The 20,145-nt window shown below is 31.1% G+C and carries 16 protein-coding genes; 4 read left to right on the plus strand and 12 right to left on the minus strand.

Annotated elements, in window-relative coordinates:
• Positions 1-138 precede the first annotated feature (138 nt).
• Entirely contained in the window at positions 139-1,788 is a 1,650-nt protein-coding gene (locus Q0684_RS07370) for a sodium/sugar symporter (protein WP_299014540.1), read from the plus strand.
• Positions 1,789-1,814: 26 nt separating this feature from the next.
• On the opposite strand, the gene Q0684_RS07375 is transcribed toward Q0684_RS07370, so the two are convergent.
• The 5 genes from Q0684_RS07375 to Q0684_RS07395 all read right to left on the minus strand — a co-directional run bounded on the left by Q0684_RS07375 (position 1,815) and on the right by Q0684_RS07395 (position 6,904).
• Positions 1,815-2,837, minus strand: coding sequence for a UDP-glucose--hexose-1-phosphate uridylyltransferase (locus Q0684_RS07375; RefSeq protein ID WP_299015534.1), 1,023 nt, complete (start codon positions 2,835-2,837; stop codon positions 1,815-1,817).
• 17 nt (positions 2,838-2,854) lie between these two features.
• Complete coding sequence (galK, locus tag Q0684_RS07380; protein ID WP_299014543.1) at positions 2,855-4,000, minus strand: galactokinase; 1,146 nt, start codon at positions 3,998-4,000, stop codon at positions 2,855-2,857.
• A gap of 1 nt (position 4,001) precedes the next feature.
• Positions 4,002-4,883, minus strand: coding sequence for an aldose 1-epimerase (locus Q0684_RS07385; protein WP_299014546.1), 882 nt, complete (start codon positions 4,881-4,883; stop codon positions 4,002-4,004).
• 185 nt (positions 4,884-5,068) lie between these two features.
• Positions 5,069-5,737, minus strand: coding sequence for a bifunctional 4-hydroxy-2-oxoglutarate aldolase/2-dehydro-3-deoxy-phosphogluconate aldolase (locus Q0684_RS07390; RefSeq protein WP_299014549.1), 669 nt, complete (start codon positions 5,735-5,737; stop codon positions 5,069-5,071).
• A gap of 120 nt (positions 5,738-5,857) precedes the next feature.
• Positions 5,858-6,904, minus strand: a complete 1,047-nt coding sequence (locus tag Q0684_RS07395) for a sugar kinase (RefSeq protein WP_299014552.1) — start codon at positions 6,902-6,904, stop codon at positions 5,858-5,860.
• A gap of 151 nt (positions 6,905-7,055) precedes the next feature.
• On the opposite strand from Q0684_RS07395, the gene Q0684_RS07400 reads away from it, so the two are divergent.
• Positions 7,056-8,093 carry a LacI family DNA-binding transcriptional regulator gene (locus Q0684_RS07400; protein ID WP_299014555.1) on the plus strand — a complete coding sequence of 346 codons (1,038 nt, stop codon included), beginning with the start codon at positions 7,056-7,058 and terminating at the stop codon, positions 8,091-8,093.
• A gap of 37 nt (positions 8,094-8,130) precedes the next feature.
• Here Q0684_RS07400 and Q0684_RS07405 read toward each other — a convergent pair whose 3' ends face one another.
• From Q0684_RS07405 to Q0684_RS07435, 7 genes are all read right to left on the minus strand, one after another.
• Positions 8,131-8,892: an SDR family NAD(P)-dependent oxidoreductase gene (locus tag Q0684_RS07405; protein WP_299014556.1), complete on the minus strand. Its 762-nt coding sequence runs from the start codon at positions 8,890-8,892 to the stop codon at positions 8,131-8,133.
• A 35-nt stretch (positions 8,893-8,927) separates the two neighbouring features.
• Entirely contained in the window at positions 8,928-10,226 is a 1,299-nt protein-coding gene (locus tag Q0684_RS07410) for an MFS transporter (RefSeq protein WP_299014561.1), read from the minus strand.
• A 147-nt stretch (positions 10,227-10,373) separates the two neighbouring features.
• Positions 10,374-11,078, minus strand: coding sequence for a FadR/GntR family transcriptional regulator (locus Q0684_RS07415; protein ID WP_299014564.1), 705 nt, complete (start codon positions 11,076-11,078; stop codon positions 10,374-10,376).
• 92 nt (positions 11,079-11,170) lie between these two features.
• Entirely contained in the window at positions 11,171-11,539 is a 369-nt protein-coding gene (locus tag Q0684_RS07420; protein WP_299014566.1) for a cupin domain-containing protein, read from the minus strand.
• 21 nt (positions 11,540-11,560) lie between these two features.
• Complete coding sequence (locus Q0684_RS07425; protein ID WP_299014568.1) at positions 11,561-13,822, minus strand: alginate lyase family protein; 2,262 nt, start codon at positions 13,820-13,822, stop codon at positions 11,561-11,563.
• A 316-nt stretch (positions 13,823-14,138) separates the two neighbouring features.
• Complete coding sequence (locus Q0684_RS07430) at positions 14,139-15,140, minus strand: sugar kinase (RefSeq protein WP_299014571.1); 1,002 nt, start codon at positions 15,138-15,140, stop codon at positions 14,139-14,141.
• Position 15,141: 1 nt separating this feature from the next.
• A complete protein-coding gene (locus tag Q0684_RS07435; RefSeq protein WP_299014574.1) occupies positions 15,142-17,445 on the minus strand; it encodes a chondroitinase-B domain-containing protein in 2,304 nt (767 codons plus the stop codon).
• 207 nt (positions 17,446-17,652) lie between these two features.
• Between Q0684_RS07435 and uxaC the strand changes: the two genes are divergently transcribed.
• Positions 17,653-19,056, plus strand: coding sequence for a glucuronate isomerase (gene uxaC / locus Q0684_RS07440; RefSeq protein ID WP_299014578.1), 1,404 nt, complete (start codon positions 17,653-17,655; stop codon positions 19,054-19,056).
• Positions 19,057-19,092: 36 nt separating this feature from the next.
• Positions 19,093-20,058, plus strand: coding sequence for a Gfo/Idh/MocA family oxidoreductase (locus Q0684_RS07445; RefSeq protein ID WP_299014581.1), 966 nt, complete (start codon positions 19,093-19,095; stop codon positions 20,056-20,058).
• Positions 20,059-20,145 lie beyond the last annotated feature (87 nt).

Here is a 20,145-nt window from a genome sequence, read left to right on the forward strand (position 1 = left end):
AATTGAACCACAAAGCATCATAAAAAATAATCTAAAACTCAATACCTTACAACACAGAATTTGTGTTCTAAAACTTAAATTTATCTACTAATTTTTTTTAAGTTTACAGCCTTCGATATAATTTATACAAACAAAATTATGACAGCAGGTTTTCACTTTTGGGATTATGTAGTTTTTATTACCTACGCAATTTTAATATTAGGAGTTGGTTTATGGGTTTCTAGAGATAAAAAAGGACATCAAAAAAATGCCGAAGATTATTTTTTAGCAAGTAAATCTTTACCTTGGTGGGCAATTGGTGCCTCTTTAATTGCAGCAAATATTTCTGCAGAACAATTTATTGGTATGTCTGGTTCTGGCTTTGCCTCTGGCCTAGCAATTGCTTCTTATGAGTGGATGGCTGCCATTACACTAATTATTGTGGGTAAATACTTTTTACCAATTTTTATAGAAAAAGGATTATATACCATACCAGAATTTGTAGAAAAAAGATACTCCACCAATTTAAAAACTATTTTAGCTGTATTCTGGATTGCCTTGTATGTTTTTGTAAACCTTACCACTGTTTTATATTTAGGTGCTTTAGCATTGGAAACTATTATAGGTATTCCTTTAATTTATGGGGTTTTAGGTTTGGCCTTATTTGCCGCAGCTTATTCTTTATACGGTGGTTTATCTGCAGTTGCTTGGACAGATGTTATACAAGTAGTTTTTTTAGTATTAGGAGGATTAATAACCACGTATTTAGCATTAAATACAGTTTCTGGAGGACAAGGATTTATAGCAGGTTTAACAACGGTATATGAAGCAGTTCCTGGTCGTTTTGAAATGATTTTAGACGAAACAAATCCTGAATATAAAAACTTACCTGGCTTAGCTGTTTTAGTGGGTGGTATGTGGGTTGCTAATTTATATTATTGGGGTTTTAACCAATATATTATACAAAGAACATTAGCAGCAAAATCTTTAAAAGAAGCGCAAAAAGGAATTTTACTTGCCGCTTTTTTAAAATTATTAATTCCTTTAATTGTTGTAATTCCTGGTATTGCTGCTTGGGTAATGATTAACGATCCTGAAATTATGGTAAGTTTAGGGGCAGCCGCACAAGACAATCTTCCGTCTTTAGAACAAGCAGATAAAGCATATCCTTGGTTATTGCAATTTTTACCTACAGGTCTTAAAGGTGTGGCTTTTGCAGCTTTAGCAGCAGCTATTGTTTCTTCTTTAGCTTCTATGTTAAATTCTACATCTACCATTTTTACCATGGATATTTACAAACAGTACATCAATAAAAATGCATCTGATAAAGCCACTGTAAACACAGGTAGATTGTCTGGTTTAGTAGCACTAATTATTGCTTGCATAATGGCACCTTTACTAGGTAATTTAGATCAGGCCTTTCAATTTATACAAGAATATACGGGTGTTGTAAGTCCTGGAATTTTAGCTGTTTTTTTATTAGGCCTTTTCTGGAAAAAAACAACAAACAAAGGAGCCATTTTTGGTGCTTTAATAGCCATACCAATTGCTATGTACTTTAAAGTAGCGCCTAAAGGATGGTCTAATTTAGTAGTATTTGTAGATGTTCCTTTTATGGATCAAATGGGATATACCTTATTGTTAACCATGTTTGCTATTGGTATATTTAGCTATGTTCAACAAAAGGGTAGTAATGATAAAAAAGGTATTGATATTTCTAAAGAGTTATTTAAAACGTCTCCTTTATTTAATATTGGTGGTTTTGCAGTGCTACTTATTCTTACAGCACTATACTCCATATTTTGGTAATAAAGTGGGCGTTTAAATACTTAAATTTAAAGTAAATCTCTTAATCTATTGGCTGCATTTTCTGCAGTAATATCTCTTTGTGGTGTACCAAACATTTCATAACCTACCATAAACTTTTTAACGGTTGCACTTCTTAATAAAGGTGGATAAAAACTCATGTGAAAGTGCCAATGTGCATTACTTTTTCCATCTGTTGGTGCCTGATGAATACCACTAGAATACGGAAAAGATGTATTGAACAATTTATCGTAAGTTTTTGTAATTACAGCAATAGCTTCTGCAAAGTTTTTTGCCTCACTATCATTTAATTGACTTATATCTTTTTTCGCTTTTTTTGGTGCAATCATGGTTTCAAAAGGCCAAATTGCCCAAAAAGGTATAAGCACTACAAAATCTTCATTCTGAAAAATAATACGTTCTTTTTCTTTTAATTCTTGTTGCAAATAGTCTCCTAAAAGACTCGTTTTATTTTTAGTAAAATAACTTTTTTGCTGTTTGTCTTTTTTAACTACTTCGTTTGGTAAAGTAGACTGACTCCAAATTTGCCCATGTGGATGTGGATTGCTACAACCCATTACAGCTCCTTTATTTTCAAAAATTTGTACGTAATTTATCGTATCATTTTTACCTAAATCTAGATATTCCTTTTGCCAAACATGTACCACTTTCTTAATATCTGCAACTTCCATATCTGCCAAACTTTTAGAATGATCTGGACTAAAACAAATTACTTTACAAATACCTGTTTCACTTCTTGCTTGCAATAAATCATCATCTTTAACAAAAGTAGGCGACTCTTTTTGTAATGCACCAAAATCATTGGTAAAGACAAAAACATCCTTATAATCTGGATTTATCTCTCCATTAATTCTGGTATTTGTTGCACATAAATAACAAGTTTTATCATAAGCAGGTCTTTTCTCCGCAGAAATTTCTTCATTCTGACCTTGCCAAGGTCGTTTTGCTCTGTGTGGAGAAACTAAAACCCATTCACCTGTTAAAATATTTAATCTTTTATGTGAATAATCTTGTAAATTACTGTCTTTCATGTTTGCCATTTTAAAGCTTATTCAACCAAATGCGTACCTGTTGCTAATTTTACAAAATAAACAGTACAGTCTTTATTAAATTCTTTTTTATACGCTTTAGATATTGTTGCAATAAATGGCGCTGTTCCGTTATTTTCAATTAAATTAATGGTACAACCACCAAAACCACCACCCATCATTCTTGCGCCTAAAACATTGTTATCTTTTTTTGCGTGGTCTACCAAAAAATCTAACTCTTTACAGCTTACTTTATATTGATTTTGTAACCCATTATGTGAAGCGTATATAAGTTTCCCTAATTCCTCTAAATCATTATTTTCAATTGCCTTTGCCGCTTTTTGTGTTCTTTCTATTTCTTGAATTACGTACAAGGCTTTTTGATAATTTTCTGGAGTAATTACAGCCTCAATTTTTTGCAAGTCCTTTTCTGTAACTTCCCTTAAAGTTGTTACATTTAATAGTTTTGCCACTTTTTCGCAAGCAGCACGTCTATCATTGTATGCACTATCAGCCAAACTATGTTTCACATTTGTATTTATTAAAACAAATTGATGATTTTTAAAATCAATCTCGTAAGATTTTGCTTTAATAGTTTTACAATCTAGAAGAAGCACATTATTTTTCACACCAAACATGCTCGCATATTGGTCCATAATTCCGCATTTTACACCTACAAAATTATGCTCTGCTTTTTGCGAAATAAAAATCATTTCAGTTTTTGATAAGCCTAAACTAAATAGTTCATTTAAACCAAAAACAAACCCATTTTCTAATGCTGCAGAAGAAGACATACCTGAACCTGCAGGTATATTACCTTTTACTACAATATTAAAATTATCTAAATGCTTTTTTTCTTTTTGTAATTCTGCTATAACGCCAAACACATAATTTACCCAACTCGCTTCTTTAGATGGTTTTAAGTTATTTAAATCGAAGGTTATATTGCTATTTATATCTAAGGCAATTGCATTACTTTTGTTCGTATTGCTTTTGCCAATTGCAACAACAATACCCAAATCTACAGCAGCCGGAAAAACAAAACCACCATTATAGTCTGTATGCTCTCCAATAATATTTATTCGACCTGGAGAAAAAACCAATATAGGTTCATTTTTAAATGTATTTATATACGTTTGTTTTGCCTCTTGTATAATTAAATTCATATTAATCTATGATTTGTAAAGACCAATTTACAGTATAGTTTTTCTTAGGTTCTAAAATTGTTAAGCTTGTTTTATTGTGTAAAGCATTAGAAGGACCAGTTTGCGGCTCTAAAGCAACTCTTTTTCTATCTGGTGGCGTGTACATTTGTAAAAATGTATTCTTTGCATCAGAATTTATTAAGAGTTTGTAATCTGGAGTGGTAAATTTTACTTTGCTATCTGTTAAATAAAAGCAATCGTCAAATGTTTTATTTTTAAAATTTATAGGTGCTGTTATCAATTTATCAAGAACGTCAACAGCAATTAATCGCTCATTTAATTTCGATTGTTGGTTACTCTTAAAATCAACAAAACTTTTATCTAAATTACTAGTTTCAAAATAAGGATGCCAACCTAAAAAGAACGGAAAATTAGTATTATCAACATTAGTAACTTCCATTTTTAGAGTTAAACTTGTAGCAGATAAAGTATATATTAAATCGATTTTATACAGAAACGGAAAACTGCTTTCTCTTTTTTCTGGTTGATAAGAGAGTTTAACAACCATTGCATCATTTAGATTTTCTTTTGAAACGAATTCAAATTTCTTATCGAAAACTACACCGTGTAACGCGTTATTATTGTCTGTATCATTACAAGGCACTTGATATACTTTGTCTTTAAAAGTATATTTACCATCTTCTATTCTACCAGGAAAAGGAAACAAAATAGAAGACGCATAATTTACCTTATAATTTTCGCTTATATCTTTAATAATTAGTTGATCATTTAAAACCAACTCTTGCAAACTAGCACCATTTACTAGGTTTATAATTGCCCTAGAATTCTTATTTTGTATTTCTATATGGTTTTCTAATGCGTCTAAAAACTTTATACTTGACATTGGGTTTATTTTAATTTTTTTATTAAAAAAATAAATTTTGTTCTCTTTAATTTCTAGCGTTAAAGATATTTATTAATATGTAATCATTTCACAAAAAAAGGAAGTAAAATAGTATTGTTTTTTACAACAAAAAACTCGGAGCTAAATTAATAGTCCGAGTTTTTATATATTAAAATACTTTAAAATTACTTTCTAAGTGCTTTTATAATATCTAAAGCTCCTTTTGTATTGCTTTCTATTGTTGCGTAATCAAAACTTCCATCGGCATTTTTTGCCATTAATTTAGAACCCATTCCAACACAAGTTACACCTGCATTAAACCAACCTTCTAAATTTTCTTTTGTTGGAGATACACCACCTGTTGGCATTATAGAAGTCCAAGGTTGTGGCCCTTTAATACCTTTTACAAATTGTGGCCCGTAAATATCTCCTGGAAATAATTTAACGATTTCACAACCTAATTCTTCTGCTCTAGCAATTTCCGTTAAAGTACCACATCCTGGAGACCATAAAACTTTTTTACGGTTACATGCAATTGCAATATCTTCTCTTAAAACTGGTGTAACTATAAAGTTTGCACCCAAAGCCATATATAAAGAAGCTGCTGCACCATCTGTAACAGATCCAACTCCCATAATCATTCCTGGTAGGTTTTTAATTGCGAATTTTGTTAATTCTCCAAAAACTTCATGCGCAAAATCTCCTCTAGCCGTAAATTCCATTAATCTTGCACCACCATCATAACAGGCTTTAAGTACTTTTTTACTTACTTCTATATCATTATGAAAAAACAAAGGAACCATTCCTGTATCTTTCATTACTTGTGCTACTTCTAATCTTGTATATTGTGCCATAATATTTTGTGTAATTATTTATTTGTGTAACTGTTTAATCGTTTAATTGTTGGGTAGAATAAAAAACATAAATGTGAAGAACACAATTACACAATTAAACGTTTCAACAATTAAACCTTTTTAACGTGCTACACGTCCAGATGCATCACCACCCATTAATTTTTCTACTTCTGCAACTGTTGCTAAATTGGCATCACCTTTAATAGTGTGTTTTAAACAAGAAGCAGCAACTGCAAAATCTAATGCATGCTGGTCATCTTCTGGGAATTGTAATAATCCGTAAATTAAACCACCCATAAAAGAATCTCCACCACCAACTCTATCTACAATATCTGTAATTTGGTATTGGCGCGTTTGAAACAATGTTTTTCCATCGTATAAAACACCTGCCCAAGTATTGTGAGAAGCAGATATAGAACCTCTTAAAGTAGTAATTACCTTTTTAGCTCTTGGAAATTTTTCCATCATTTGCTCACAAACAGACAAAAATGCTTCTGCTTTTACGTTATGCCCTTCTGTTTGTACAGAAATTCCTTCTGGCTTAATACCAAAGTGCATTTCTGCATCTTCTTCGTTTCCTAAAACAATATCACAGTAAGAAGTTAATTCTGTCATTATTTTTTCTCTGTGTGCAGCATCACAAAATTGCCAAAGCTTAGCTCTGTAATTTAAATCTGTAGAAATAGTAATTCCTTTTGCACTAGCAGCTTTTACAGCTTCTAAACAAACGTCTGCAGCACCTTGAGAAATTGCTGGTGTAATACCTGTCCAGTGGAAAAACTCACAACCTTCAAAAACAGCATCCCAGTCTATCATACCTGTTTCTATTTCTGCAATTGCAGAATGTGCTCTATCATAAACTACTTTAGAACCACGAGAAACTGCACCAGTTTCTAAAAAGTAAATTCCTAAACGGTCTCCACCCCAAACAATTTTATTTGTATTTACACCTCTTTTGCGCATTTCCATCATAGCACACTCACCAATATCATTTTTTGGTAAACGTGTTACAAAATCTACATCTACACCATAATTTGCTAAAGAAACTGCTACGTTAGACTCTCCACCACCATAAACAACATCAAAATTATTTGCTTGAGAAAATCTTAAAAATCCTTGAGGAGCTAATCTTAACATGATTTCTCCGAAAGTTACTACTTTACCCATTTTATATTTTTTTATAATAAGTTATATTTAATTGGTTAAACGTTTAACCAATATTTAAAAATAAAATCAAAACCTATAATTAGTTATTTGTTTTGATTATAACAGTTCAAACATTACATTTGTTTAAACGTTTAAGCAAATATATAAAAAATTGGCAAACAAAAAGAAAACGACAATAAAAGATATTGCAAATGTGCTAAATATATCTGCAGCAGCTGTTTCTAAAGCGTTGCATAACAATCCTAGAATTAGCGATAAAACCAAAAAAGCGGTGCTGCAAGTTGCAGAAAACCTAAATTATCAACCAAATCATTTAGCAAGTGCTTTAAGAAGTGGGAAAAGTAAATTGGTGGGCGTTATTGTGCCTAAAACAAATAGCAATTTCTTTTCTGCCACCATACACAATATAGAAGAAGTTTTAAATGAAGAAGGTTATAATGTAATCATTACACAATCTAACGAATCTTATAAAAAAGAGTGTGCAAATATAAATACATTACTTTTTACGCAAGTAGATGGTATTATTGCTTCTATGGCAAATGAAACCACAGACTTAAGTCATTTTCAAAAAATAAAAGATGCAGGTATTCCTTTAATTACTTTTGATAGAGGAGAAAACGACTTAAATGTAGATTATATTGGAATAGATGATTATGAAAGTAGTCACAAAATTGTGAATCATTTAGTAGCACAAGACTGTAAACGAATTGCGCATATTGGTGGTTTTAAAAGAACAAGAATTTACAATAACAGAATTAAAGGATATATAGACGCTTTAAAAAAACACAACTTACCTTTGGATAATGAATTACTAATAGAAAGTAGTTTAACTACAGAAGATGGTAGGGAAAAAATGCAAAAATTATTAAACTTAAAACAAAGACCAGATGCCGTTTATGTTGCTGGAGATTATGCTGCTTTGGGTGCATTGCAGGTTTTAAAAGAGCAAAATATAAAAATACCCGAAGAAATTGCACTGGTAGGTTTTGGTGATGAGCCTTTTTCTAAAATGGTTACACCGCCAATAACTAGTGTAAATCAGCATAGTTACAAGATTGGAAGAATGGCTGCCAAAACTTTTTTAGATTATATAGAAAAAGACACCTTTAAACAATCACTAAAAAAACAAATCTTAGAGGCTAAATTAATTGTTAGAGAATCTTCTAACAAAAAAAACGATCTAGAGTAATTCTAGACCGTTTTTTAATTTATTCAAATATTTATTTTTAAATACCTAAAGCTTGACCGCCACCAATTTGTATGGTTTCTGCAGTCATAAAAGCAGCGTCTTTACTTGCTAAAAATGCAACAACACCAGCAACATCCTCTGGTTGCCCCAATCTACCTAACATAATATTATTTGCCCAAGAAGCAAAAACTTCTGGCTTTGTAGATTTTATTTGCGAATGAAATGGTGTATCTATTGTACCTGGAGAAACTGCATTAACACGAATACCATACTCAGCTAAATCTTTCGCTAAAGCTCTTGTAATTGCGTGCACTGCTGCTTTAGACGTTCCATAAATTCCTGCTCCTGGTCCACCAGCATTCCATCCTGCGTTAGAGGTATAATTAATTATAGTTGCATAATCGCTTTTCTTTAAAAAAGGAATTGCTGCTCTTGATGCATAAAATGTAGAATCTAAATTTAATGCCATTACAGATTTATAAAATTCTGTTGTCATTTCTTCAAAACGAGATCTACCACCTAAACCACCTGCATTATTAACAAGTACGTCTATTTTACCATATTTATTTCCAATGGTATTTATATTTGTTGTTACTTCATCTTCGTTAGTAACATCAAAACCATAATATTCTGCAGAAATTCCACTTTCTGTTAATTCTTTTAATTTTTCTGCACCAGCTTCATCATTTATTCCATTTAAAATAACAGTATAACCATCTTTACCTAATCTTTTGGCTACTTCAAAACCAATACCTCCTGTAGCTCCTGTTATTATTGCTACTCTATTCTTATTACTCATAGTTACTATTTTATTGTTTAATAATTCTTTTATTTTTATTCTTCTAATGTCTTTAATGGTTCTATTTTAGGACATAAAATCCAAACCGCTAACAAGGCTGTTATTGCTAAAGCACCACCAATTAAAAATGCTGGCGTATAATTTCCTCCTTTAGTTAATAAAGGTATTAATATGGTTAAACCAAAAGCACCAAGTTTTGCTGCTGTACCTGCAAAACCAGATAAAGTTCCTACTACTTTTCCACTAAACATATCACTTGGTAAGGTTTGTACATTACCTATGGCAACTTGAAAACCAAAAAGTAAAACTGCCATAATTATTACTGCATTTATTGCTGTACCTGGAGTTCTCAGTAAAATAAAACAAGGAATCATTAATAAACAACCAAGTGTAATTACCATTTTTCTAGTTTTATCTACAGACCAACCTGCAGTAAGTCTATTTTGAGCAATAAGACCACCTGCCCAAGCACCTAACATGGCACCTACATAAGGTACCCAAGCTGAAAATGCAATTTCTTTTACATCTAAACCAAATACTTCATTTAAATAAATTGGAATCCAAACAATAAATAACCACCAAATTGGATCTATGGCAGCAGATGCAATAATTACACCCCAACTTTCTTTTCTTTTTAATAGTTCTGATGTTTCTGGACTATATTCTGCTTCAATTACTCCTTTTTCATCCACAATTCTTTTTCCTGTAAGAATGTATGTTTTTTCTTCTTCCGTTAACCACGGATGTTTTTCTGGTGATGATTTTACAATAAATAACCATGGTATTAACCATAATAAACCTACCAAACCTACACAAACAAAAATAGCCTGCCATGATAAATAAATAGAAAGCAATCCTATAATAGGATAGGCTACAATACCGCCAACTGCTGCACCAGAGTTAAAAATACCTTGGGCTAACGCTCTTTCTTTTATTGGAAACCATTCTGCATTTGCCTTCGCTGCTCCTGGCCAGTTACCAGCTTCTGCAATACCTAAAATTGATCTAAAAATTGAAAAACTTAACATGCCTTGTGCAAATGCATGAATCATAGTGGCTACAGACCAAATACCTATAGATAACGCAAAACCTATTCTTGTTCCTATCCAATCAAATATTTTTCCAAAAATAGTTTGCCCAAAAGCGTAAGACATAATAAACACGGCAGATATGGTACCATATATTAATTTTGTCTCATCAGCATTCATTTCTGGAAATAACTCTTTCGCTATTTCTGGCCATAAAGCTCCAAATGCTTGCCTATCTATATAATTAATAACAGCGGCTAGGGCAACAAGCCCTACTACCCACCATCTTAAGCCTTTTATTTTCATTATAGTTGATTGAAATTCATATTTAAAATTGGTTTACCAGTTTGGTTTACCAAATTTAAGTATTTTTTAAGGAATACACACTCTAAAATATTTATATTTTTAGAATTAAAGCAAAAAGTTTAAAAAGTTACTGTTTTTAGAAAAAAATTAAGCAGAGTGATAGCAATATTGGTATAATTCCTTAAAATGATCTTTCATTTTTTGCTTTGCTAATTGTGGGTTTTGTGCTTTTATGGCCTCAAAAATTGCTTGGTGTTCTTGAATTCCTCTTTGAGATAAACTTGCGTCACAAACATGATGTTTTTGAAAGTTGGTAATAATTTCTGGTGTAATAATTAGCATAAAGTTATTCATGGTAGTATTTCCACTTGCCTTTGCTATTGCCAAATGAAACAATAAGTCTTCTTGCACAGCATCTTTTCCGCTTAAAACCTTTTTTTCATATGCATCTAAAGCATCTTTAATATATATTAAATCTTCTGCTGTTCTTCTTGTAGCTGCTAACCTTACTGTTTTTAACTCCAAAAGAATTCTTGTTTCTACTAAAGATTTAAAATCGGCTTCATCTAATCTGAGTATATCTGCAATCATACCATTCATAGCAATTACGCCTATATCTGCTACAAATGTTCCACTTTGTGGAATGGATTTTAAAATCCCATAGAATTCTAATTTCTGAATTGCTTCTCTAATTACACTTCTAGATACCTTAAATTTATCAGACAACATTCTTTCAGCTGGTAATTTATCTCCAGGTTCTAGGTTCTTAAAATTAATTAATGCTCCTATTTTAGAAATAATTTCTTTTTGAATGTTTGTGTTATCTGTCTTTACAAGTGTATCTAATTTCATAGTTTTAAATATGTTGACTGGGGAATTTACAAATTAAAGGAAAAAAATAATAATATGTAGTTATTATTAAAATTTTAGAGCAATTTTAATACCTAGTCAGCAAAATAAGATACTTTTTCTCCTGATAAAAAGTCTTCTCTTACCGGGCTAAATGTATCTATTAATTCACCGGCTTCTATACAAACAGCACTGTGCAGTAAATTTGGTTCTATATAAACACCATCTCCTGCTTCTACTATTTGTTTTTCGCCATCAATTTCAAATTCAAATTTACCAGAAACTACAAAAGTTGCCTGTGTATGAAAATGTTGATGTGGTGCACCTAATGCGCCTTCATCAAACTTTACTCTTACCATCATTATTTGGTTGTCATAACCTAAGAACTTTCTAGACACTCCACCTCCTAAAACTTCCCATTCTTTATTTTTTGTAATGATGTATTTTTCACTAAATCGACTCATAATTTTTATTGAATTTATTTTTTATTGAAAATAGTAAGTACCAGACCAAGTATAATTCTTACCATTAATAGTTATTGAATGTTTTGCTTGTTCAGAAGCATTTGAATTTGCCGTTATAAACAGGTTTGTAGTATCATTTATATTAGTTATTAAAACTGCTGTGTATTCTTTAGAATCTAAAACCAATTGCACTTCTTTTACACTACTTTTTGTGTTTATGGCAGATTCTGAAACAGGACTATAACTACCATGAGATTCTATTACAGCAACAAAAGTGGTATTTTTTGTATTGTTTCTTCTTAAAATTAGTGCAGGATCTCTACGTAAATTAAATTCGGGATCGTTTGCCCCAATTCTCGTCATTAAAAGCTGGTCTTTTGAATTTGTTACGCTTGTTAAAGAATAAAATTGATTGTGATGCATCCAAGAAAATTTAGAATTTCCAGCCACTGCTTTTCCTTTTGCTTCTAAAAATAGGTGTTGATATCCGTTTTTATCACCCAAAGGTTTTAATGTATTTTGCGTAGTATAATCGAAATTTGTTTCTAAAACCTGACCAAAATAATAATACGGAAAATCGTATTGATTGGCTTTCGCTGAAGTAAGTTTCATAATATCTAACAAATATGGTTTTTCAAAATCATCATCATTAATTAACGCCATAGTTCTGTGCATATTAACTTCTGGATAGGCGTTATTTTCTATTGCACTTACTACTTTTACATTGGCATCATCCGCAGAAAAATAATGAAGATTAGAATGGAATTTACTTCCAATTTCATATTTTCCATTAAAATGTGAAGTTTCATTTACAGTAACTGTATTGTGTGCAATGGTTTGTTTTGCCCAAGTTTTGTTTTCTTTTAAATAATTACCACCACCTTTTTGTTCTATGTTTACAAAACGTGCCAAACCGTAATCTTGAATGATTTCTTTGCCATCTTCATACAAAGAATAAGACAATTTATCATAATGCCCATGACTAGAACCCTGTGAAGCGTATTTAAAAACCAACTCTATTTCTTTATTTCTTAAAATACCAACACCACCTTGCTTACCTTCTGGTCCATCAGATAAATTGATGGATTTTTTAGGAAACGGAACCGTTTTATCATTTTTAATGCCTAGTGCAACAGCCAAACCACTATCGTCTAAAACCACTTTATCTTGTTCTTTTGCAATGCTTAATAATCCTGGTGCTTCACCACCAAATTTGTAAGAAATATTTACTGCAGAAACTAAAGCGCTGGTGTGGTAAGACATTCCTTTTTGACCATCATTCAACGGAAAAAAGGCACCATCTGCATCTGATAAATTTAACAATGCATCAATAGATTTTAAAAGCACTCCATTTTTATATTCGAAAATTTTAAGTTCTGGTTGTACATTTTGTAAACCAGCTGCAAAAATTAAAAAAGGATAACCTGCATAACGTTGGTAATAAGGGCCTTCATTATAGTAGCCATCTGGCGAAAAAGGTTCTTCTATATTTGCCAAAAAACCTGCTTTTCCATCTTTATTTAAAAATCCACCATCATCGTCTTTTTTAGTTTTATCTAAACGAACGCCTTTAATACCATACAAAGCTCTGTCTATTAATTCTTGATCGTCCATTACCAAACCAATCATACCAACAGCAGCATTGCCCCAAGTACTATGGTTATGCACACGTTGATAAAATTGTGGACTATCTACAGAAATATGATCTGCAAAAGGTCTAAATAAATTGTTTTCTAATTTGTTTCTTTCTTCTGCTGATAAGTAATTGTAAATGCAATCGTAAGCTTGACTTACATAAACCAACCAATTAGAATCGTTTAAACATTGCCAAAATAATTTACCTCTTGCATAAGAACGTGTTTTTGGGTGTAATGGCAAAGTTTTGTACAAAACCTCATATTCCATTAACATGTCTTTTACATATTTGGCATAGGTATCATCATTTAAAATTTGATACAACACACCTGCTTTTTGCATTGTAAACCAATTTTGTTTGTGACGTGCATGTGTATAACCTCCAGAATAATCTTTAGGAATTGGGACTTCTATACCGTTTTCAATTTCTGCATCAACTGCTGCTTTTACTTTTGCTAGTGTTTTATCAAAAATAGGAATTGTTCCCAATTGTGCCCTTATTTCTTTTACACCTTTTGCAGTAAGTATTAGTTTAGGGTGACTATTATTATTGGAATTATCTACGGTTTCTTCTTTTTTCTGATTACAAGCAATTATGAAGAACAAAATGCTAAATAAGAAAGAAAAAAAGTTAGTTTTGCTAGACATTTTGTAAAGTTTAATCCGTTTTTATAATTGGTTTACCAATTTGGTTTACCAAATATATACTTAATTAATATTTTATCAAAATTTTAGTGGAATTAAAATAAATAACAATTGTAAAAGGTATAAAAAACGCAGTTTTTACCAATTATACCAATTAAACAGTAAAATAACCCATATAACTAGTTTCTTTTTACCTTTATCTGCGTTAAAATTTTAAACCATAACTTAGGCTATGATTAAAAATTTTGCCTTGATAAAGAAAAAAATAATTCAATTTATTTATGTATCATTTTAAAATTTAATTGGTATTAAAAACACACTATCTTACAATTGCACCAGTTATGTTACCGTCCATTAAACCAATTACGTTTTCTAAAGATACCGTATTTACATCTCCAGGAACCGTATGTTTTAAAGCACAAGCAGATGCTGCAAAATCTATTGCTTTTTCATCATTAAAATGCAACAAGCCGTAAATTAAACCCGCTGCAAAAGCATCTCCAGTTCCTACTCTGTCTATAATATGTGTAATATTCAGCATATTTGTTTTAATATACGTTTCACCATTCCATATTTTACCTTGAATTTGATGATGTGAAGCACTTAAAATTCTTCTTGTTTTTTTAGCTACTTTTTTAAGATTGGGATTTGCAGCAATTAATTGTTTAGATAGCGACTTAAAAGTATCCTCATCACTTCCAATGCCAAACATTTCTCGAATTCCTCTACTACTTGTAATTACAACGTCTGTATGTTTTGTTAAACCAGGAATTACGTCTTGCATTGGCGTACCATACTTCCACATATTATTTCTAGAATTAATGTCTCCAGAAACTGTAATTCCTAATTTATTAGCTGTTTTTATAGCCTCTAAGCAACATTGAGCAGCGCCTTCTGAAATAGCAGGCGTAATTCCTGTCCAATGAAACCAATCTGCACCTTTTAAGACTTCTTCCCAATTAATCATATTAGGCGTAATCTTAGAAAAAGCAGAACCTTCTCTTTCGTAAATAACCTCACTAGCTCTATGTACAGCTCCTTTTTCAAGAAAATATTTGCCCATCATTTGGTCTCCATAAATAACATTTTTTGTACTTAACCAATGCTTGCGTAAAAATTGTGTTGCTGCTTTACCAAGCGCATTATCTGGAAAACGAGTTACATGCTCTGCTTTCATGCCTAAATACGCACAAGATATTGCCGCATTTGCTTCTCCACCACCATACACCAATTCAAAAGAAGAAGCTTGAGAAAATTTTTCATATCCTGGAGGAGATAAACGCATCATTACTTCACCAAAAGTTACTAGTTTTTTAGCCATATTAGTACATTAGTTTTTGTTTCAGGTTTTCTTCTGTTTTTATACTTCCAGAATTAGAAACAGTGTTGTTTAATTCAGTATTGTTCTTTGCTCCCCACAAGATAGAAATAAACTGCACATTATTATCTTTAAAAGTGTTGTTATTTATGTTCACATTTACAATTCCTCTATGATTTAATAAAATACCATTTTTTTCATTTGCTCCGCAGTTTGTAAAAGTTGAATTTGTTACCAATAAGTTTCCACCAATGGTAGATTCATCATAACCACCTCTGTAATAATCAATCACATTTTGTTTTACGGTATTAAAAGTACAGCCATCAATAGTTAAATATTCTGTATTATAATCTCCTCTGTCATTGGTTTCTTCAGATAATTCTAAACCATTTTCGCAATTTAAAATTGCTGTATTTTTAAATGTAATTTCCTCTGAAAAAGCTTGTTTATACACTTTTAACGCATACTTAAAATTACTAATTTCTGAATTATGAATATTTAAACCAAAATGGTTAGACATGTGCCTTTTTAAAGTTGCAAAAGCATAGTTTTTGTTATTTCCTTTTAGGTTGATGTTTTTCAACGTTAATTTACCATAAGGTTTCAATTGAAAAACAGGCGAGTTTTCTTCACCATAAAAAACAATACTTACTTTTTCTTTAGATTGTATTCTAATTGTTTTATCAATCTCTAAAGATTTAGAAATTTCATAAACACCATTACTTAACTCTAAAATATCGCCACTTTTTGCTGCTTTTAATTTTGATGTGAATTCGTTAACATTATTTACCTCATGCCTTGTAATCTCCATTTCTTCAACTTCATTAGAAAACCAAGAAGCACCATATTTTGTTTTATCTAACAATTCTAAATTAATGTTTTCCTTTTGAAGAATTGCACCTATTTGATTCGATTTTGCTCTAGAATTCCCTAACAAATCATTTTTTATTGCCTCAAAATCGAAACCTTTATACTCTTCAACATCAGCAAAACCATTTACAGGAACAGCAATATTAGCACCTATTTCTATTAAGCTTAACTCTTTAGCAATTAAGCCGTGTGCATTTGTAATTTTTACGCCATTATTATCTATCACATTACTTTTAAAAGTAACACCATCTGCTTTATCATGTTCAATTATAGGCGTTTTATCTCCTTTAGAATTGTAAATTACATTGTTTACCACTTCTGTTCTTAAAGCTCTTGCAGATCTTATTTCAGATTTTGGCAAAACGTCTTTTTGTGCTAGATTTTGCCCAACTCCAAATTGAAAAGGTGCATCTGAATCTACAAACGTATTGTACGCCACCACAACATCTGTTACTTGGTTGTATCTATTTAAAGGCGATTTTGGTATACCATTCATCACTGCAATTGGACTTCTAAAATTTTTTCCTTTTATTTTATAAAAAAGATTGTTTGTAACCCAATGCCCAGTATTTATAATTCTAATTCCACCAAATTGTTCGTTAACGCCATCGCCAATAAAATAATTGCCATCTACAGTTACATAATTACCATGCCTTGTTACCACAGAACCTTCACTTTTATAAAACACATTATTCTTTATAATGTTGAAATTGGTTTTACTAGAAATTATTTCTACTTCGCCATTGCATTCTTCAAATAAATTATTGGCAATTAAAGTGTTACTTGGACTCATAGACGTAAAACTACTACCTAACTGAATGGTTTCTCCTCTTGCGCCACCTTTTCTAGGTCTTGGTCCAAAATGATTATTAATGATTTTGTGGTAATTTCTAATACTTTGATTTCCTTTTAAATCTACTCTTAAAGTTGGACCTCCATTGGTTTTACCAGCCAAATAATTATTACTAAACTGGTTATGTTTGCCATAGAATTGTACCCAAAGATTGTCTTGATCTCTTTCTAAATTATTAAAATCTAGAATAACACAATTGCTTACTTTACTATGGTTTGCAACGTTTTTAGCACTAGTTCTAAAAGCAATTACATTTTTTTTAGGCGAATATCCGTTTCTAAAAAACAAACCAGAAACTTCTAAATAATTTCCGCTAAGTTCTAAGCTAGAAACACCTTCTATAAAAACTTTACCAGCATTTTTTGCCTTTAAAATTATGGGTTTGTCTTTGGTTCCGTCTCCAATTAACTGCATTTCTACATCTTTATAAATACCATCTTGTAGTAAAATTACATCACCAGGTTTTAAATCTTTTAATGCTTTTTTTAATGCTAATGAATTGGCTACAGAAATACGATTTATAGTATTTTCTTTACAAGAAATTAATAAAAATAGAATGGCTACAAATGCAATTTTTTTAATCATATCTTAGATTTATGAAGGATAAATAGGTTAAAACTTAAATTGGTTTACCAATTTGGTTTACCAAATATAGGATGTTCTATTGGTTTTGCGAAATTTTACCGTTAAAAACTAACTTTTCCGCATAAAAAATTACAATTACATCTTACTATTGATAGCGCATTTTAAGGTAATAATTTTTATCTTTACCACACAGAAATAGGATATAAAATGAACACTTTTTTAACGGAAGATTTTTTATTGCAAACCGATTTTGCAAAAGCATTATACCACAATTACGCAAAAAAATTACCAATTATAGATTATCACAATCATTTGCCACCAAATGAAATTGCGGCAGACAAACAATTTGAAAATATTACACAAGTTTGGTTGTATGGAGATCATTACAAATGGCGTGCAATGCGTGCTTTTGGTATAAATGAAAAATATATTACAGGAAACGCTACAGATAAAGAAAAGTTTTTAAAGTGGGCAGAAGTAGTGCCTTTTACCATTAGAAATCCTCTATTTCACTGGACGCATTTAGAATTGAAAGGTTATTTTGGAATTGATGAAATACTAACTCCAGAAAATGCCGAAGAAATTTATGAAAAGACTTCTAAAATGTTGCAAGAAAAAAGTTATGCTGCAAACGGTTTATTAAAACTGATGAATGTAGAATCGCTTTGTACTACAGATGATCCTGTTGATTCTTTAGCACATCATATTGCCATACAAAATGATGCCACTAAAGTTAAAACTTTTCCAACTTTTAGACCAGACAAATCTTTTGCAGTAGAAGATGTGGCTAGTTATAATGCATACTTGAATCAACTAGAAAATGTAAGTTCAATTACTATAAATTCTTATGCAGATTTATTAGCAGCTTTAGAAAATAGAGTCGAGTTTTTTAATGCAAACGGTTGTAGATTATCAGATCATGGTTTGGGGCAATTGTATCATTTCAACACAGAAAAATACAATATTGCTTCACTTTTCGATAAAATAAAAAACAATACTAATTTATCTGAAGATGAAGTTGCCTTTTTTAAAGCAAAAACGATGATTGCTTTAGGTAAAATGTACCATAAAAGAGGGTGGACAATGCAATTGCATTTGGGTGCAATTAGAAACAACAACAAAAGATTATTGGCAGATTTAGGGCCAGATACTGGTTTTGATTCTATTGGAGATTATTCGCAAGCGGAAGCATTAAGTGGCTTTTTAAATACCTTAGATAGCACTAACCAACTTACAAAAACAATAGTTTACAATTTAAATCCTTCAGACAATGAGGTTTTTGCAACTATGGTTGGTAATTTTAATGATGGTACTATAAAAGGAAAAGTACAATTTGGTGCAGCTTGGTGGTTTTTAGATCAAAAAGATGGTATGGAAAAACAAATAGATACACTTTCTAATCAAGGTTTACTAAGTGGTTTTGTTGGCATGTTAACAGATTCTAGAAGTTTTTTATCTTTTCCAAGACACGAATATTTTAGACGTATTCTTTGTAATGTTATTGGTACAGATGTTGCCAATGGCGAATTACCAAACGATTTAGATTTTCTAGGAAAAATTGTAAGTGATATTTGTTACTATAATGCTAAAAACTACTTTAATTTTAAATAAATATTTTTCCCCTTTGGGGAAGTATAAAACAAAAGAATGAATACAATTAATTGGGGAATTATAGGTGCAGGAGACGTTGCAGAAGTAAAAAGTGGACCCGCTTTTAACAAAGTGGCCAACTCTAAACTAGTTGCAGTAATGCGCAGAAATACTGCAAAAGCAAAAGATTTTGCAGAAAGACATAACGTACCTTTTTGGTACGATTCTGTAGACGATTTACTAAACAACCCAGAAATTAATGCGGTTTATATTGCTACACCACCCAACACACATTTAGCCATTGCTAAACAATGTTTAGCGGCTAATAAACTAATTTATTTAGAGAAACCAATTACCTTAAATTACCAAGAGGCTATTGAACTGCAAAAAATTGTAGAAGATACCCATAAAATTGTAGTAGCACATTACAGAAGAAAATTACCCGCTTTTGCAAAGGTTAAAGAATTGCTAGAAGCCAATGCAATTGGTAAAGTACAATGTGCTCAAATACACATTTTTCAAGCAAAAGAAAATAAAATAATTGCACAAACAGAAGACCAATGGCGCTTAAACCCTGCTGTTTCTGGTGGTGGTTATTTTAATGATATTGCACCTCATCAAATAGATTTATTGCTAAATTATTTTGGCGAAATTGAATCGTTTCATGGTTTTGCAACTGCAAATGAAGTAAACCATGTACACGATTTAGTTAACGGTATTGTTAGCTTTAAAAGTGGTGTACAGTTTCAAGGAATTTGGAATTTTAATGCCAATGAAAACGAAACCAAAGACGAATGTAAAATTTATGGAGAAAACGGTACAATTACCTTTTCTTTTTATGGTGAAGAAGTATTTTTAAATCATAATGGTAAGCAAGAAGTTTTCACTTTTAAAAATCCAGAAAACATTCAATACCCTATGATAGAAAGCGCTGTAAACTACTTTTTAGGCAAAGGTGAAAATCCGTGTGTTTTAGAAAATGGCATAAAAGTTATGGAAATAATGGACGCTTTTATTAAATAACGTGAATTCGATTTAAAAAACACCTTTTGTTAGTTCATTACAATTTATAATATTTAAACTAAAGTCATTTGCACCTTGTGGAGAAAT

This window comes from uncultured Polaribacter sp. (assembly GCF_947503875.1).
GTDB lineage: Bacteria > Bacteroidota > Bacteroidia > Flavobacteriales > Flavobacteriaceae > Polaribacter.